Source organism: Burkholderia sp. AU27893 (assembly GCF_002223205.1).
Classification (GTDB): Bacteria; Pseudomonadota; Gammaproteobacteria; order Burkholderiales; family Burkholderiaceae; genus Burkholderia.
Genome location: NZ_NKFD01000004.1, coordinates 68,155 through 84,100, shown reverse-complemented (window position 1 = coordinate 84,100; position 15,946 = coordinate 68,155). Strand labels below are relative to the sequence as shown.

The 15,946-nt window shown below is 67.5% G+C and carries 13 protein-coding genes; 6 read left to right on the top strand and 7 right to left on the bottom strand.

Going from position 1 to position 15,946, the window contains the following annotated elements; genetic code table 11:
• Window positions 1-68: 68 nt before the first annotated feature.
• The 6 genes from CFB47_RS20285 to CFB47_RS20260 form a co-directional block, all read right to left on the bottom strand.
• Entirely contained in the window at window positions 69-2,183 is a 2,115-nt protein-coding gene (locus tag CFB47_RS20285; RefSeq protein WP_089462074.1) for a phosphocholine-specific phospholipase C, read from the bottom strand.
• Window positions 2,184-2,225: 42 nt separating this feature from the next.
• Window positions 2,226-2,429 (bottom strand): hypothetical protein, encoded by a 204-nt coding sequence (locus CFB47_RS20280; protein ID WP_039339629.1) that lies wholly within the window; start codon window positions 2,427-2,429, stop codon window positions 2,226-2,228.
• Between the two features lie 327 nt (window positions 2,430-2,756).
• Window positions 2,757-4,754 (bottom strand): acetyl/propionyl/methylcrotonyl-CoA carboxylase subunit alpha, encoded by a 1,998-nt coding sequence (locus CFB47_RS20275; RefSeq protein WP_089462073.1) that lies wholly within the window; start codon window positions 4,752-4,754, stop codon window positions 2,757-2,759.
• Window positions 4,755-4,799: 45 nt separating this feature from the next.
• Window positions 4,800-5,585 (bottom strand): enoyl-CoA hydratase/isomerase family protein, encoded by a 786-nt coding sequence (locus CFB47_RS20270; RefSeq protein ID WP_089441656.1) that lies wholly within the window; start codon window positions 5,583-5,585, stop codon window positions 4,800-4,802.
• Between the two features lie 19 nt (window positions 5,586-5,604).
• Window positions 5,605-7,212, bottom strand: coding sequence for a carboxyl transferase domain-containing protein (locus CFB47_RS20265; protein WP_039339637.1), 1,608 nt, complete (start codon window positions 7,210-7,212; stop codon window positions 5,605-5,607).
• Window positions 7,213-7,243: 31 nt separating this feature from the next.
• Window positions 7,244-8,425: an isovaleryl-CoA dehydrogenase gene (locus CFB47_RS20260; protein ID WP_089458858.1), complete on the bottom strand. Its 1,182-nt coding sequence runs from the start codon at window positions 8,423-8,425 to the stop codon at window positions 7,244-7,246.
• Between the two features lie 170 nt (window positions 8,426-8,595).
• Here CFB47_RS20260 and CFB47_RS20250 point away from each other — a divergent pair, with 170 nt between their 5' ends.
• Window positions 8,596-9,342, top strand: coding sequence for a TetR/AcrR family transcriptional regulator (locus tag CFB47_RS20250; protein WP_089462071.1), 747 nt, complete (start codon window positions 8,596-8,598; stop codon window positions 9,340-9,342).
• Window positions 9,343-9,396: 54 nt separating this feature from the next.
• On the opposite strand, the gene CFB47_RS20245 is transcribed toward CFB47_RS20250, so the two are convergent.
• Window positions 9,397-9,885, bottom strand: coding sequence for a MarR family winged helix-turn-helix transcriptional regulator (locus tag CFB47_RS20245; protein ID WP_089426730.1), 489 nt, complete (start codon window positions 9,883-9,885; stop codon window positions 9,397-9,399).
• Between the two features lie 199 nt (window positions 9,886-10,084).
• Here CFB47_RS20245 and CFB47_RS20240 point away from each other — a divergent pair, with 199 nt between their 5' ends.
• The 5 genes from CFB47_RS20240 to CFB47_RS20220 all read left to right on the top strand — a co-directional run bounded on the left by CFB47_RS20240 (window position 10,085) and on the right by CFB47_RS20220 (window position 15,932).
• Window positions 10,085-11,164 (top strand): aromatic ring-hydroxylating dioxygenase subunit alpha, encoded by a 1,080-nt coding sequence (locus CFB47_RS20240; protein ID WP_089463489.1) that lies wholly within the window; start codon window positions 10,085-10,087, stop codon window positions 11,162-11,164.
• Window positions 11,161-12,126 carry a PDR/VanB family oxidoreductase gene (locus CFB47_RS20235; RefSeq protein WP_089462070.1) on the top strand — a complete coding sequence of 322 codons (966 nt, stop codon included), beginning with the start codon at window positions 11,161-11,163 and terminating at the stop codon, window positions 12,124-12,126. Before CFB47_RS20240 ends, CFB47_RS20235 begins: the two co-directional genes overlap by 4 nt.
• Before the next feature lie 48 nt (window positions 12,127-12,174).
• Window positions 12,175-13,236 (top strand): Rieske 2Fe-2S domain-containing protein, encoded by a 1,062-nt coding sequence (locus tag CFB47_RS20230; RefSeq protein WP_089462069.1) that lies wholly within the window; start codon window positions 12,175-12,177, stop codon window positions 13,234-13,236.
• A gap of 155 nt (window positions 13,237-13,391) precedes the next feature.
• Entirely contained in the window at window positions 13,392-14,735 is a 1,344-nt protein-coding gene (locus CFB47_RS20225) for an MFS transporter (RefSeq protein ID WP_089462068.1), read from the top strand.
• A gap of 102 nt (window positions 14,736-14,837) precedes the next feature.
• Complete coding sequence (locus CFB47_RS20220; RefSeq protein WP_256946721.1) at window positions 14,838-15,932, top strand: porin; 1,095 nt, start codon at window positions 14,838-14,840, stop codon at window positions 15,930-15,932.
• The last annotated feature ends 14 nt before the right edge of the window (window positions 15,933-15,946 follow it).

The following is a 15,946-nucleotide window of genomic DNA, read 5'->3' as shown; positions in this document are numbered from 1 at the left end:
GACGATCCATTTCCCGAGCGACGGCGCTCATCGCGTGCCGGCGAGCCGCCGGCACGCCCGGGCCACGGTCAGATCGCCGTAATCGTCGGCGCGACGGCGGCCGGATCGGTAAGGCTGGGCTTGCCGGTTTCGACGTGCCCCGCGATGCGTCGCGTCCACCCGGCATTCCCCGCCACCGCGAACTGCAGGTCGTACCAGTGGCTGCTGCACGACAGATCCCAGCGCGCCTCGATGCGCTGCCCCGCCGGCACCGTCAGCGTGCGCGGGGCGCTACCGTATGCGACATCTGTGGCCGTGACCGTGAGCGCACCGGTACCCGCGTTGGCGATCGTCACGTACACGTCGCCGTTGGCCGTGTCGTAGCAAGGCGTGATTTCAGGCTTCGCGCCGGCATCCGCCGCGGCCGAACCCGCGAAGCGCCGGAAATAGCCGTTCGGCCCCCACACGCTCACCACGTAGTTGCCGTTCGCGTCGAGCGCCCACGTATCGGTCAGCTGCTTGCCCGCTTCGACCGTATAGCGGCGCGGCATCGCGGTCGCGTCACCCGTATAGACCCAGAAGTGCGCGCCTTGCGTGCCGGTATTCGCGAACGTCAGCGCGTACCCTTGCGCCTGGAGCTGGCCGGTCACGTGCAGTTCGTACGGCAGCGCACGCGCCGGCCGCGTGCCGGGCTCCTGCGCGGTCACGACCTGCTGCGCGGTGCTGGCCGGCGCGGTCTGCGACGACGCGCGCGAGCACTGCAGGTCCGCCTGCGCGACGTACGCCTGCGTGCTCGGCAGGGTCGGCAGCGTGGCATCCGATTTCGAGAAGTCGAGCGCCGACGTCAGGTCGCCGCAGATCGCGCGCCGCCACGGCGAGATATTCGTTTCCATCACGCCGAAGCGCTTCTCGATGAATTGCAGCACCGACGTGTGATCGAACACCTGCGAGCAGACGAAGCCGCCCTTCGACCACGGCGAGACCACGAACATCGGCACGCGCGGGCCGAGGCCGTACGGCAGGTTGTCGGCGGTGTACGTGCCGGTCTGCGTCGACGTCACGACGTTGTGCCGCTCGAGCGACACGTCCACGGTGCTCATGCCCGAGCCCGGCAGCGTCGGCGCCGACGGCGGCACGACGTGATCGAAGAAGCCGTCGTTCTCGTCGTACATGACGAGCAGGACGGTCTTGCTCCACACATCCGGATTCGACGTCAGCGCATCGAGAATCGTCGACAGGTAGTACGCGCCGTACAGCGGCGTGAACTTCGGATGCTCCGAATACGCGGCGGGCGGCAGCAGCCACGACACCTGCGGCAGCGCGTTCGCCTGCACGTCGGCCTTCAGCTGCGTGATCGGACGCGTGCTCATCCCGCGCGTCTGCAGCGACGAACCGGCCGGCGCGTTCACGAAGTTGTTGAAGCACGCGAGCATGTTCGTGCCGTAGTTGCCGGTGAAGTTGTCGAACCCGGTGCCCTGCTGGTAGATCTGCCACGAGATGCCTGCTTTCTCGAGGCGCTCCGGGTAGGTCGTCCAGCTGAAGGGCGGCAACTGGACCTTGTCGAACTGGTTGTCGATGTAGTCGGTGTTGTCGAGCAGCGGGCCGCCGCCCGTGCCGAGCGGGTCGACCATGCCCGTCATCAGGTACATGCGGTTCGGGTGCGTGTTGCCGGGGATCGAGCAGAAGTAGTTGTCGCACACCGTGAACGCATCCGCGAGCGCGTAATGGAACGGGATGTCGTCGCGAACGTGATAGCCCATCGTCATGTTCGACTTCTGCACCGCCCATTGATCCGCGCGACCGTTGTCGATCGCGCCGTGCGTCGTCGCCCACGTATGCGGCAGGCCGCCGATGCACTGCGCGTTCACGCCCGGGTTGGTCGTGTCGTAGCGGAACGGCGCGATCACGCTCGTCTTGTCCTCCTGGCGCGGCTGGAACCACACCGGCTTGCCGTTCGGCAGCGTGACCGGGAAGCGGTCGTTGTAGCCGCGCACGCCGCTCAGGTGGCCGAGGTAGTGGTCGAACGAACGGTTCTCCTGCATGAACACGACGATGTGCTGGACATCCTGGATCGTGCCCGTGACGGTATTCGGCTCGATCGCCAGCGCCTTGCGGATCGATTCCGGCAGCAGTGCGGTGGCGGCGGTCGCGCCGGCGAGGCCGGCGGAGAACTTCAGAAAGTCGCGTCGCGAATGGGTGGCCATGCTGGTTGCTCTTGATTGGATTTCTGGTGGAAACGGCCGGGATCAGGAAGCGGGCGAGGAAGCAGGTGCGGTGAAACCGGGCGGGCAGTGCATCTGCGCGGTGGCGACCACGCCGCCGCCGCAGGCGGCCTTCTGCTGCGCGACGGGTGCGGCGGGTGCGGTCACGTCGTCGTTGCAGGCGCCGAGGAGTGCGGTCAGCGCGATCAGGCCAGCGACCGCGAAGGGCCGTAGGGCCGAGTTTCGCATAACGTCTCTCCGTGGATGTGATGACGTGACCCAGGCGCGGATGCGCTCCGGTCATATCGACGGCGAGATGCTAATTTCGACGTGTTACACGATGGTGTCGTGCGGCGGCAGAATCGGTGTGCGGCGGGTGAAAACACCCCTGGTGCGGAATGTGCGGCACGACATGGCATCAGCGCCGGCGAATTCGTAATTCAATCGAAAGCTTCGTACTACTGCCGCTTGTCGAGGCGATCGAAGCGGCGCTGTCGCAACCACCGGCGCGCGGTGAATCGCGACGCGCTTTGAGCGGGCCGGCAGCCGCCGGCCCGTGTACGACGAAAGCGCTGCTCAGCCTTCCGCCATCATCAGCAACTGCGCGCCATCCGACACCTGGTCGCCGACGCCGTACAGCACTTCCGCGACCACGCCCGCGCTCGGCGCGCCGATCGTGTGCTCCATCTTCATCGCTTCCATCACGATCAGCGGCGTACCGGCTTCGACCTTCTGGCCGGGCTCGACCAGCACCGCGATCACCTTGCCCGGCATCGGTGCGGTCAGGCGGCCACCGCCCTGCTCCGCGTCACCCGCATGCGCGAGCAGGTTGCGCCATTCGAACGTCTCCGCCGTGCCCTGCGTGAACACGTGGAAGTGGTCGCCGTCCGCATACACGCGGCCGCTGCTGCGCACGCCGCCAAGCGTCACGTCGAAATCGAGCGGCGTGGCGCCACGCGTCCACGCGAACGGTTGCGCGGCGGCGGCGCCGATCGCGACGCGCGTACCCGCGCCGTCGTCCTCGTACGTCACCGTCACGTCCGCGTCGCGCTCGGCCGCGTGCCATTCGAGCGTGCGGCGATAGCCGCCGTTCAGCCGCCAGTCCGGCAGCGCGCCCCACGGCGATGAACCCTGTGCACCCGCGCCGCGTTCGCGGGCGAGCAGCGCAGCACACGCGAGCGCCAGCATCGCGCGCGGCGGCTCCTGCGGCGCGAACAGCGCGTCGTGGTTGCGCTCGATCAGGCCCGTGTCGAGATCGGCGGTCGCGAACGGTGCGCACGCAACGATTCGCTGCAGGAACGCGGCGTTCGTATGCAGGCCGACCACTTCACAGGCACGCAGTGCGCGCAGCATCAGGCCCAGCGCTTCCGCACGGTCCGCGCCATGGACGATCAGCTTCGCGATCATCGGATCGTAGAACGGCGTGATCGCATCGCCTTCGCGCACGCCGCTGTCGACGCGCACCGATGCACCGATCGCGAACTCGACGCCGGCCGGCAGCCGCAGGTGCTTCAGCGTGCCCGTCGACGGCAGGAAGCCGCGCGCCGGGTTCTCCGCATAGAGGCGCGCCTCGAGCGCGTGGCCCTGCACGCGCAGTTCGTCCTGCTTCAGCGGCAGCGGCTCGCCGGAGGCGACGCGCAGTTGCCATTCGACGAGATCGAGCCCCGTGACCATCTCGGTGACCGGATGCTCGACCTGCAGGCGCGTGTTCATTTCCATGAAGTAGAACGCTTCGCCCGTCATGATGAATTCGACGGTGCCCGCGCCGACGTAATTCACCGCACGCGCGGCCGCGACGGCCGCCTCACCCATCGCCTGGCGCACGTCGTCGTGCAAACCGGGCGCCGGCGCTTCCTCGAGCACCTTCTGGTGACGGCGCTGCACCGAGCAGTCGCGGTCGAACAGGTACACGGTGTTGCCATGCGTGTCGCCGAACACCTGCACCTCGACGTGGCGCGGGCGCGTCAGGTACTTCTCGATCAGCACGCGATCGTTGCCGAAGCTGCTCGCGGCTTCGCGCTGGCACGATGCGAGCGCCGCCGGGAAATCGTCGGAGCGCTCGACCACGCGCATCCCCTTGCCGCCGCCGCCCGCGCTGGCCTTCAGCAGCACCGGATAGCCGATCGCGTCGGCCTCGCGATGCAGGTTGGACGCGTCCTGGTCGTCGCCGTGATAGCCGGGCACGAGCGGCACGGCCGCCGCGTGCATCAGCGCCTTCGCGGCCGCCTTCGACCCCATCGCCGCGATCGCGTCGACCGGCGGCCCGATGAAGACGATGCCGGCCGCTTCGCACGCATGCGCGAAATCTTCGTTCTCCGACAGAAAGCCGTAGCCGGGGTGGATCGCCTGCGCGCCGGTGGCGCGCGCGGCTTCGATGATGCGCTCGATGCGCAGGTAGCTGTCCGCGGCGGCCGAGCCGCCGATGTGCACGGCTTCGTCGCATGCGGCCACGTGTTTCGCGTTCGCGTCCGCGTCGGAATAGACGGCGACGCTCGCGATCCCGAGACGTTTGCACGTCGCGGCGACGCGGCACGCGATTTCGCCGCGGTTGGCGATCAGAATCTTGTCGAACATGGCTTCGGTGTCGTCCGGAAAGAGGGGGTCACGCGCGCTGCGCGATCATTCACGCCACGACGGCGTGCGCTTTTCGAGGAAGGACGCAATCCCTTCGCGCGCTTCCGCGCCGGCGCGGGTGCGCGCGATCCAGTCGGCGGTCTGCTCGATCAGCGTCGCGTCGAGCGGCCGGCCGGCCACGTCGGCGACGAGCCGCTTGCACGCCTTCACCGCGTCGGGGCCGTTCGCGACGAGCGTCGCGGCCAGCTTCGCGACGGTGTCGTCGAGCGCGTCGGCCGGCACCGCGTCGTGAATGAAACCGAGCGACGCCGCGCGCGCGCTGTCGAACACCTCGGCCGTCGTGAAGTAGCGGCGCGCCGCGCGCTCGCCCATCGCGCGCACCACGTACGGCGCGATCGTCGCGGGGATCAGCCCGAGCCGCGCTTCCGACAGGCAGAATTTCACGCCGTCGGCGGCGATCGCGATGTCGGCCGCCGCCACCAGGCCCACGCCGCCCGCATACGCATCGCCATGCACGCGTGCGATCACCGGCTTGCCGCAGCGATGGATCGCCTCGAGCATCCGCGCGAGCTTGCGCGCATCGGCACGGTTCTCGTCGTCCGAGTAACCGGCCATCTTCTTCATCCAGTTCAGGTCCGCGCCCGCGCAGAACGCCGCGCCTTCCGCGGCAAGCACGATCGCGCGGACGCCTTCGTGCGCGTCGAGCCATTCGAACGCAGTGGTCAGCTCGGCGATCGTCGTCTCGTTGAACGCATTGCGCACGTCGGGACGTGCGAGCGTGACGGTCGCCACGCGGCCGGCTTCGCTTACCTTGATCGTTTCGTATCGCATCGTTCAGCCCTCCCGGCCGTTACATGCGGAACACGCCGAAGCGTGTGTCTTCGATCGGCGCGTTCATCGACGCGGCGAGGCCGAGGCCCAGCACGTCGCGCGTCTGCGCGGGGTCGATCACGCCGTCGTCCCACAGCCGCGCGCTCGCGTAATACGGATGGCCCTGGCGTTCGTACTGGTCGCGGATCGGCTGCTTGAACGCATCCTCTTCCTCGGCCGACCACGAACCGCCCTTCGCCTCGATGCCGTCGCGGCGCACCGTCGCGAGCACCGACGCGGCCTGCTCGCCGCCCATCACCGAAATGCGCGCGTTCGGCCACATCCACAGGAAGCGCGGGCCGAATGCGCGGCCGCACATCCCGTAGTTGCCGGCGCCGAACGAGCCGCCGATGATCACCGTGAACTTCGGCACCTTCGCGTTCGACACGGCCGTCACCATCTTCGCGCCGTGCCGTGCGATGCCTTCGTTCTCGTACTTGCGCCCGACCATGAAGCCCGTGATGTTCTGCAGGAACACGAGCGGAATCTTGCGCTGGCAGCACAGCTCGATGAAGTGCGCGCCCTTTACGGCCGATTCGGAGAACAGGATGCCGTTGTTCGCGACGATCCCGACCGGGTGGCCCCAGATGTGCGCGAAGCCCGTGACGAGCGTCGTGCCGTAGCGCGCCTTGAATTCGTCGAATTCCGAATCGTCGACGATGCGCGCGATCACCTCGCGCACGTCGAACGGCTTGCGCGTATCGACGGGAATCACGCCGTACAGGCTCTTCGCGTCGTAGCGCGGCGGCTTCGGCTCGCGCAGCGCGACCGGCGGCGCGATCTTCGGTGCGAGGTGGCTGACGATGTTGCGCGCGATCGACAGCGCATGCGCGTCGTTCTGCGCGAGATGGTCGGCCACGCCCGACAGGCGCGTATGCACGTCGCCGCCGCCGAGATCCTCGGCGCTCACTTCCTCGCCGGTCGCGGCCTTCACGAGCGGCGGCCCGCCGAGGAAAATCGTGCCCTGCTCCTTCACGATGATCGACTCGTCGCTCATCGCCGGCACGTACGCGCCGCCCGCCGTGCACGAGCCCATCACGACGGCGATCTGCGCGATCCCCGCCGCCGACATCGTCGCCTGGTTGAAGAAGATGCGGCCGAAGTGGTCGCGATCGGGAAACACGTCGTCCTGGTTCGGCAGGTTCGCGCCGCCCGAATCGACGAGATACACGCACGGCAGCCGGTTTTCCGCGGCGATTTCCTGCGCGCGCACGTGCTTCTTCACGGTGACCGGGTAATACGTGCCGCCCTTGACCGTCGCGTCGTTGCACACGATCACGCATTCGCGGCCCGCGATCCGGCCGATCCCGGTGATGACGCCCGCGCCCGGCGCGTCGTCGTTGTACATGCCGTTCGCCGCGAGCTGCGAGAACTCGAGGAACGGCGCGCCCGGATCGAGCAGTTGCGCGATGCGGTCGCGCGGCAGCAGCTTGCCGCGCGACAGGTGCTTGTCGCGCGCGGCCTGGCCGCCGCCCTGCGCGAGCTGTTCGATCTTCGCGCGCAGGTCGGCGACGACCGCCTCGAGCGCGGCGGCATTCGCGCGGAAGTCTTCCGAGCGCGGGTTCAGTTTCGATTCGATGATCGGCATCGACGGGGCTCCGTTCGCGTGACGTGGGGCGTTACAGCGTTTCCGCGAACAGCTCGCGGCCGATCAGCATCCGGCGGATCTCGCTCGTGCCGGCGCCGATCTCGTACAGCTTCGCGTCGCGCCACAGGCGCCCGACCGGGTATTCGTTGATGTAGCCGTTGCCGCCGAGGATCTGGATCGCCTCGCCGGCCATCCACGTCGCCTTCTCGGCCGTGTAGAGGATCACGCCCGCGCAGTCCTTGCGCACCTGGCGGATGTGGTCGCTGCCGGCCGAGTCGAGGTGGCGGCCGACCGCGTACAGGTACGCGCGGCAGGCCTGGAACGTGGTGTACATGTCGGCGACCTTGCCCTGGATCAGCTGGAATTCGCCGATCGCCTGGCCGAACTGCTTGCGGTCGTGGATATACGGCACCACCGCGTCGAGGCACGCGGCCATGATGCCCGTCGGGCCGCCCGACAGCACCGCGCGCTCGTAGTCGAGGCCGCTCATCAGCACCTTCACGCCGCCGTTGAGCTGGCCGAGGATGTTCTCCTCCGGCACTTCGACGTCCTGGAACACCAGCTCGCCGGTGTGCGAGCCGCGCATGCCGAGCTTGTCGAGCTTCTGCGCGACCGAGAAGCCCTTCATCCCCTTCTCGACGATGAATGCGGTGATGCCGCGCGGGCCGGCTTCGAGGTCGGTCTTCGCGTAGACCACCAGCGTGTCGCAATCGGGGCCGTTGGTGATCCACATCTTCGTACCGTTCAGCACGTAGCGATCGCCGCGCTTGTCGGCGCGCAGCTTCATGCTGACGACGTCGGAGCCGGCGTTCGGCTCGCTCATCGCGAGCGCGCCGATATGTTCGCCCGACACGAGCTTCGGCAGGTATTTCTGCTTTTGCGCTTCCGTGCCGTTGCGGTGGATCTGGTTCACGCACAGGTTCGAGTGCGCGCCGTACGACAGGCCGATCGACGCCGACGCGCGCGAGATCTCTTCCATCGCGACCATGTGCGCGGTGTAGCCCATGTTCGCGCCGCCGTATTCCTCGGCCACCGTCATGCCGAGCACGCCGAGATCGCCGAACTTCTTCCACAGATCCATCGGAAACTGGTCGGTGCGGTCGACCTCCGCCGCGCGCGGGGTGATTTCCTTCGCCGCGAACGTCGCGACGGCGTCGCGCAGCATCTCGATGTCTTCACCGAGCATGAATTGCACACCGGGCAGGTTGATCATGTCTCCTCCGTCTCCAGAAAGTGTGTGGCACTCACCGATTTCTGAGTTTCGCTCAAATCGAATGAATACCCATATTCATTGACCGATACAGCGTAAATTTTGCACAGTTTCGCGCCTCGTCGGGTTCGGCGTCAATAGTTTTTTGAGTGACACTCAGATATGATGCCGAGATGACAGCCGCTACCGCCGACCCCATGACCGCCACCGTCAAAGCCGACCGCGCCGATCCCTCGCGCGCGCCCGCCGGGCGCAAATCCCAGCAACGCGTGCAGGACATTCTGCGCGCCGGCCGGGAAGTGTTCGCCGAAAAAGGTTACGAGCATGCGACGGCCGCCGAGATCGCGCAGCGCGTGGGCGTGTCGGAGGCGACGGTGTTCAGCTATTTCCGCGGCAAGCGCGAGCTGTGCGCGCGCGTCATCGCGGATTGGTACGACGAAAACATCGCCGCATTCGAGGCAGGGATGCCGCAGGACGCATCGGTGCAGCAGCAGTTCGCGTTCATCGTGCGCACCCATCTGCGGCTGATGCTGGTGAACGGCACGGGCCTGTGCGCGCTGGTGCTGTCGGAAGGCCGCGCGAAGCAGCATGCGCTGAGCGACGAGCTCACCGCGCTGCAGCGCCGCTACACCGCGCCGCTGATGGACGTGCTCGCGCGCGGCCAGGCGGCCGGGCAGGTGCGCACCGACCTGCCGCTGAGCCTGCTGCGCTCGATGGTGTTCGGGCCGATCGAGCACGTGCTGTGGGATGCGATCCTCGGGCACCGCAAGCTCGATACGGAAACGACGGCCACGCAGCTCGTCGACATGCTGTGGGCGGCCGTGCAACCGCCGGCGCCGGAACAGGCGGCGCTCGTGCGCTTCAGGAACGAAGTGGCGGAAGCCGTGCGGCGGCTGGAAGGCGACAGCACGCACGGGTGACGCACGGCGGGCAGCGCGCCCGCCGCTTCCCCGCCGCTGCCGGGGTCGAGGGTGTTACGACTCGTCGCCGACGCGCAGCGGCGCGCGGCTCTGCTCGTTGTTCAAATGGACGAACTTGCGCAACAGGCGCACCAGTTCCTGCGAATCGTCCTCCCCCATCCCGTCGAACAGGCCGGCACGCAATTCCTTCACCGACGGAATCAGGTGCGTCAGCAGTTCGACGCCCGCCGGTGTCAGCAGCAAGCGGCGCTGACGCCGCGGCAGCACTTCGCGCACGATCAATCCTTTCGCTTCGAGCCGGACCGCGAGATCGGCGGTGGTCGACGTGTCGAGCGCGACCCGCTGCGCGAGCGTCACCTGATCGAGCCCCGGGCACTCGTACAGCATCCGCAGGACCGCGTACTGCACCGGCGTCACGTCCCGGCCCAGCTTCTCGTAGAACATCGCAACCGCGATCTGGTGCGCGCGCCGGATCAGGTGCCCGGGTTCGTCGTACAGATCGAGCGGGAAAACCGGCAGGTCGGCGGGATTCGTTTTTTCCATGAATGAGTCGATGACATAAACGGCGCATGCCGGTTGCACGCGCCGACGGCATGGCGCTGCCTCGCGCCATTTCCCGGGAAAACCAGTATACCGCCCGCCTTGCTCCCGCCAATCTCGATGAGTACACTGAATCTCATTCAGTACACGGAATGAAGAGATGCCGCGTACCGGCGGCATCGACCTGAAGGAGACGACGAACGTGTTTCTCAAGAATGCTTGGTACGTGGCGTGCACGCCCGATGAAATCGACGGCAAGCCGCTGGGCCGCCAGATCTGCAACGAGTCGATGGTGTTTTACCGCGCGGCGGACGGCCAGGTCGCGGCGCTCGAGGACTTCTGCCCGCACCGCGGCGCGCCGCTGTCGCTGGGATTCGTGCGCGACGGCGTGCTCGTGTGCGGCTATCACGGGCTGGAAATGGGCTGCAACGGCAAGGCGGCCGGCATGCCGGGCCAGCGCGTCGGCGGCTTCCCGCCGATTCGCAGCTTCCCGGTGGTGGAGCGATACGGATTCATCTGGGTCTGGCCGGGCGATGCGTCGGCAGCCGATCCCGCCAAATTGCCCACGCTGGCGTGGGCGGAAGACCCGGCCTGGGCCCACGGCGGCGGCCTGTATCACATCCGCTGCGACTACCGGCTGATGATCGACAACCTGATGGACCTCACGCACGAAACCTACGTGCATGCGTCGAGCATCGGCCAGAAGGAAATCGACGAAGCACCGCCGAAGACCACCAGCCACGGTGACGAAGTCGTCACGAGCCGCTTCATGGAGAACGTGATGCCGCCGCCGTTCTGGCAGATGGCGCTGCGCGGCAACGGGCTGGCCGACGACGTGCCGGTCGACCGCTGGCAGATCTGCCGCTTCGCGCCGCCGAGCCACGTGATGATCGAAGTCGGTGTCGCGCATGCGGGCCACGGCGGCTACGACGCGCCGGCCGACCTGAAGGCGTCGTCGATCGTCGTGGATTTCATCACACCCGAGACGGACACCTCGATCTGGTACTTCTGGGGGATGGCGCGCAACTTCCGGCCCGACGATCACGCGCTGACCGCCGAGATCCGCGAAGGCCAGGGCAAGATCTTCGCCGAGGATCTCGAGATGCTCGAGCGCCAGCAGCTCAACCTGGAGAAGTGGCCCGATCGCAAGCTGCTCAAGCTCAACATCGACGCCGGCGGCGTGCTGTCGCGCAAGGTGATCGAGCGGCTGCTCGCCGACGAGCACGCGTCGAGTCCGTCGCGGCCCGTAATTCCGGTCGCGCAGGTCAGGGAGGCGTCATGAGCACCGCGACGTTGACGGTCCGCGTGGCCCGCAAGTGGCAGGAAGCACGCGACATCTGCGGCTTCGAATTCGTCAGCGATGACGGCTCGCCGCTGCCGCGCTTCGACGCCGGCGCCCATATCGACGTGCATCTGCCGGGCGGCCTCGTGCGCCAGTATTCGCTGTGCAACCACCCGGAGCAAGGCGACCGCTATCAGATCGCCGTGCTGCGCGATGTCGACGGCCGCGGCGGGTCGCGCGCCATTCACGACGCCGTCCGGCAAGGCGATACCGTGCGGATCGGCGTGCCGCGCAATCAGTTTGCGCTCGCCCCCGACGCGCCGCACCACCTGCTGCTCGCAGGCGGGATCGGCGTCACGCCGATCCTCAGCATGGCGGAGCGGTTGTTCTCGTCCGGCGGCGCATTCGACATGCATTACTGCGCACGCTCGACCGACCGCATGGCCTTCGTCGAGCGGATCAACGCGGCCGGGTTCCGTGATCGTGCCCGCTTCCACGTCGACGACGGCGCGCCCGAGCAACGCTTCGACCTGGCCGCCGTGCTCGCCGCGGCGCCCGAAGGCACACACCTGTACGTATGCGGGCCGCGCGGCTTCATGGATGCGGTGTTGAGCGGAGCGCGCGAGCGCGGCTGGGCGGAAGCGCGACTGCACTACGAGTTCTTCGGTGGCGCGGTGGCGGCGTCCGGCGCGGATCGTGCGTTCCGGGTGCGGATCGCGAGCAGCGGCCAGGTGATCGACGTGCCGGCCGAATGCACGGTCATCGCCGCACTGGCGGCAAACGGCATCGACGTGCTGACGTCGTGCGAGCAAGGCGTGTGCGGCACATGCGTGACACGCGTGCTGCAAGGCGAGCCCGATCACCGCGATGCGTATCTGACCGACGAGGAAAAAGCCGCCGGCGACCAGTTCATGCCCTGCTGCTCGCGCGCACGAACCGACCTGCTGGTACTCGACCTGTAGACGGACACGCCCGACCCGAGGCGGCCCACACCACAATGGAGACGATCAATGGCGCAATCTGCCCGGCCATCAATCAATACTGCTAAATTCCCGGTCGACCGATGGTGGGTCGCCGCGCTGTCGTCCGAACTGACGGACAAACCCGTCGCCCGCACGCTGCTCGGCCATCCGGTCGTCCTGTTCCGGCTGCCGTCCGGGGAAGTCGGTGCGCTGGAGGATCGGTGCTGCCACAAGTCGCTGCCGCTGTCGTGCGGCTCGCTCGAAGCACGCGGGCTGCGCTGCGGCTATCACGGCTTGCTGTTCGACGGCGGCGGTGCATGCGTGGAGATTCCCGGGCAGGACCGGATTCCGGCCAAGGCGTGCGTGTCGTCGTATCCGGTGCAGGAGCAGGACGCGATCGTGTGGATCTGGATCGGCGCCGACGCGCACGCCCGACCGACCTGCGCGCCGCCCCGCTACGCGTTCCATACGGATCCGCAATACCGGTTCGGCGGCGGCCAGTACCATTACGACGCGCCGTATCAACTGATTCACGACAACCTGATGGACCTGAGCCACCTCGGCTATGTCCACCTGAAGACGATCGGCGGCAACGCGCCGCTGCACATGGGCGCGGAGACGCGCGTCAGCAGCGACGGCGACACGGTGACGCTGGTGCGACGAATGCCGGATTCCGTCCCGCCGCCGACCTACACCGCCGCATGGCCGTTCGCGGCCCGCGTCGATCGCTGGCAGGAAATCGAGTTCCACGTGTCGCACATCCGCATCTGGACCGGCGCGATCGACGCCGGCACCGGCGACCTGCACGATCCGGCACGCGGCGGCCTTCACATGCGCGGCTTCCACGGCATCACGCCCGAAACGGAAACGACGACGCACTACTTCTGGACCGTCGCGACCAATCCGCAGCACGACGTCGAGCGCATCGCGCAAACGGTCATCGAGCAATCCGCGGCGACGTTCGACGAGGACAAGGCCGTGATCGAAGCGCAATACCGGAATCAGCTGCGCTTTCCGGACGGTCGCCAGCTCGACATTCACGTCGACGCAGGCCCCAATCGTGCGCGGCGCGTGATCGAGCGGCTGCTGCTGCAACCCGAGCCCGCGTAAGCATCTTGCCGGCGCACTGGCGGCGCCTGCCGGCCGCAGCGGGTGGTCGCCGAGGATGCCCGTCAGCCCAGCATTCGCTTTTGTCCCATTCGCTACCGCCGGCTTCGATGCCATCCCATTTGATTAGTCATACTATTTGATGAAGGGTCTTTGACGTGAGCGCAAATATCCGCAATACGATCGACGAATCCCCGATGAGCGCGTTCCAGACGATGGCCGTCACGGCCTGCGTCGTGCTGAACATGCTCGATGGCTTCGATGTGCTGGCCGTCGCGTTTGCCGCGCCGCACCTGGCGGCCGAATGGAAACTGAGCGGCAAGGAAATCGGCCTGCTGCTGAGTGCCGGGCTGGCCGGCATGGGCATCGGCTCGGTGCTGATCGCGCCGCTGGCCGACCGCGTCGGTCGCCGCCGCATCATCCTGCTCTGCCTCGCCGTGATCTCGACCGGGATGCTCGCCTGCGCGGCCACCCACAGCACGCTGCAACTCGCCGTTGCGCGTGCGTATACGGGGCTCGGCATCGGCGGCATGCTGGCGAGCCTGACCGTGATCAGCGGCGAGTACGCATCGAGCCGATGGCGCAGCGCCGCGATCGGCATGCAGTCGGCCGGCTACGCGATCGGCGCCACCGCTGGCGGCGTCATCGCCGGCTACTTGCTGTCGACGTGGGGATGGCGCAGCGTGTTCGCGTTCGGCGGCATCCTGACCTTGCTGTCGATCCCGATGGTGCTCGCGCTGCTGCCGGAATCGCTCGATTTCCTGCTGGCGAGGCGTCCGGACCACGCGCTGCAGAAAATCAACCGCATCCTCTCAAGAATGAAGCGCGCACCGATCGACGCGCTGCCGCCCGCGACCTCGTCGATCGACACCGCAAGCCCCGCGTCGAGCTGGACGGCGGTGCTCCGCGCACCGCTCGCGCGCCGCACGATCGCGTTGTGGATCGCGTTCTTCCTCGTGATGGGCAGCTTCTACTTCGTCGTGAGCTGGACGCCGAAGCTGCTGGTCCAGGCCGGGCTGTCGCCATCGCAGGGGGTCACCGGCGGCGTCCTGCTCAACCTTGGCGGCATTGCGGGCGCCTCGCTCTTCAGCCTGCTGTCGACGCGCGTCGGCCTGCGCAACCTGCTGGGCGCGACCCTGCTGCTCGGCGGCGCGCTGATGGTCGTGTTCGGCGCGAACACCGGCTCGCTCGGCATCGGGATGACCGTCGCGGTGTTCCTCGGCGCGGTGATCAATGCGTGCGTGGCCGGCATGTATGCGCTGTCGCCGACGCCGTACCCCGCCGAAATCCGCACGACCGGCATCGGCCTCGCGGTCGGCATCGGCCGCCTCGGCGCGATCCTGTCGCCGATGACGGTCGGTGCGTTGCTGGACGACGGCTGGTCCGTGTCCCATCTCTATCTCGCGTTCCTCGTGCCGATGGCCGGCGCGGCAATCGCCGTCGTCATGGTGGGCGCGCGTACCGCGGCACCGCGCCCGCAACGCGACCCGGCGATGTCGTAACACGCGACGCCAGCCGTCTCGCCGATACCTGTCGGCACCCCGGATTTGTCCTGGTCACCATAAAAATCGATAAGCATAACTACATACTGTTTGGAGACAGCCGTGAAAAATAAACTGGGCGTCGCGCTCGCGACGGCAATGGCACTGGCCGGACCGGCCTGCGCGCAAAGCAGCGTCACGCTGTACGGGATCATCGATACCGGCGTGTCCTACTACAACAACGCCGCGCACGGCGGATCGTTCACGGGCATGCCGACGCTGACCGGCGAGGTGCCGTCACGGTGGGGGCTGAGAGGCACGGAGGATCTCGGCGGCGGCTACCAGGCCTTCTTCGTGCTCGAAAACGGTTTCCAGCCCGGCACCGGCGCAATGAACTACGGCGGGCGCCTGTTCGGACGACAGGCGAACGTCGGCGTGAATAGTCCGTTCGGCGCGCTGACCCTCGGGCGCCAGATGAACATGTCGATGATCGTGCTGACCAATGCCGACGTGATCGGCCCGTCGATTCACTCGATGGCGGATTTCGATTCCTATCTGCCGAACGCGCGCAGCGACAATGCGATCGGCTACAAGGGCACGTTCCACGGCGTGACGCTCGGCGCCACCTACAGCTTCGGCCGCGACGCGGCCGGGCCGGCCGGGCCGTCGGCGACGGGCTGTGCCGGACAGGTGCCCGGCGACATCGTCGCCTGCCGCCAGTACACGGCGATGCTCGCGTATGACGCGAGCAACTTCGGGCTCGCCGCATCGCACGACGTGATGCGCGGCGGCGACGGCGCGCTCGCGCCGCTGAACAATCCGGCGTACATCGACACGCGCGACATCGTCGCCGGCTACGTGAAGATCGGCGCGGCGAAACTGGGCGCCGGGTGGATCCGCCGCAACCTCGCGGCGGCCGAACACCTGCAGGCCGATATCGTGTTCGCCGGCGGCACGTACTACGCGACGCCCTACCTCGCGTTCGACCTGCAAGGCGTACGCTACCTGCAGCGCCGCGAAAACAACGAAGGCGGCACGAACGCCACGCTGCTCGTCGGCCGCGCAAACTATTTCCTGTCGAAGCAGACGACCGTCTATACGTCGGTGGGCTACATGTTCAACAGCAAGCTGGCGGCAAATGCGGTCGCCGCCGGCGGAACGGTCGGGACCGGGATGAACCAGCTCGGCGTGATGGCCGGCATCCAGCAGAAGTTCTGAACGCCGGCCCCCGC

Excerpts from the sequence above, each read along its gene's own strand:
- CFB47_RS20280 (WP_039339629.1), bottom strand. The coding sequence starts at position 2,429 with ATGCGAAACTCGGCCCTACGGCCCTTCGCGGTCGCTGGCCTGATCGCG.
- CFB47_RS20285 (WP_089462074.1), bottom strand. The coding sequence starts at position 2,183 with ATGGCCACCCATTCGCGACGCGACTTTCTGAAGTTCTCCGCCGGCCTC.
- CFB47_RS20250 (WP_089462071.1), top strand. The coding sequence starts at position 8,596 with ATGACAGCCGCTACCGCCGACCCCATGACCGCCACCGTCAAAGCCGAC.
- CFB47_RS20245 (WP_089426730.1), bottom strand. The coding sequence starts at position 9,885 with ATGGAAAAAACGAATCCCGCCGACCTGCCGGTTTTCCCGCTCGATCTG.
- CFB47_RS20230 (WP_089462069.1), top strand. The coding sequence starts at position 12,175 with ATGGCGCAATCTGCCCGGCCATCAATCAATACTGCTAAATTCCCGGTC.
- CFB47_RS20275 (WP_089462073.1), bottom strand. The coding sequence starts at position 4,754 with ATGTTCGACAAGATTCTGATCGCCAACCGCGGCGAAATCGCGTGCCGC.
- CFB47_RS20260 (WP_089458858.1), bottom strand. The coding sequence starts at position 8,425 with ATGATCAACCTGCCCGGTGTGCAATTCATGCTCGGTGAAGACATCGAG.
- CFB47_RS20270 (WP_089441656.1), bottom strand. The coding sequence starts at position 5,585 with ATGCGATACGAAACGATCAAGGTAAGCGAAGCCGGCCGCGTGGCGACC.
- CFB47_RS20235 (WP_089462070.1), top strand. The coding sequence starts at position 11,161 with ATGAGCACCGCGACGTTGACGGTCCGCGTGGCCCGCAAGTGGCAGGAA.
- CFB47_RS20265 (WP_039339637.1), bottom strand. The coding sequence starts at position 7,212 with ATGCCGATCATCGAATCGAAACTGAACCCGCGCTCGGAAGACTTCCGC.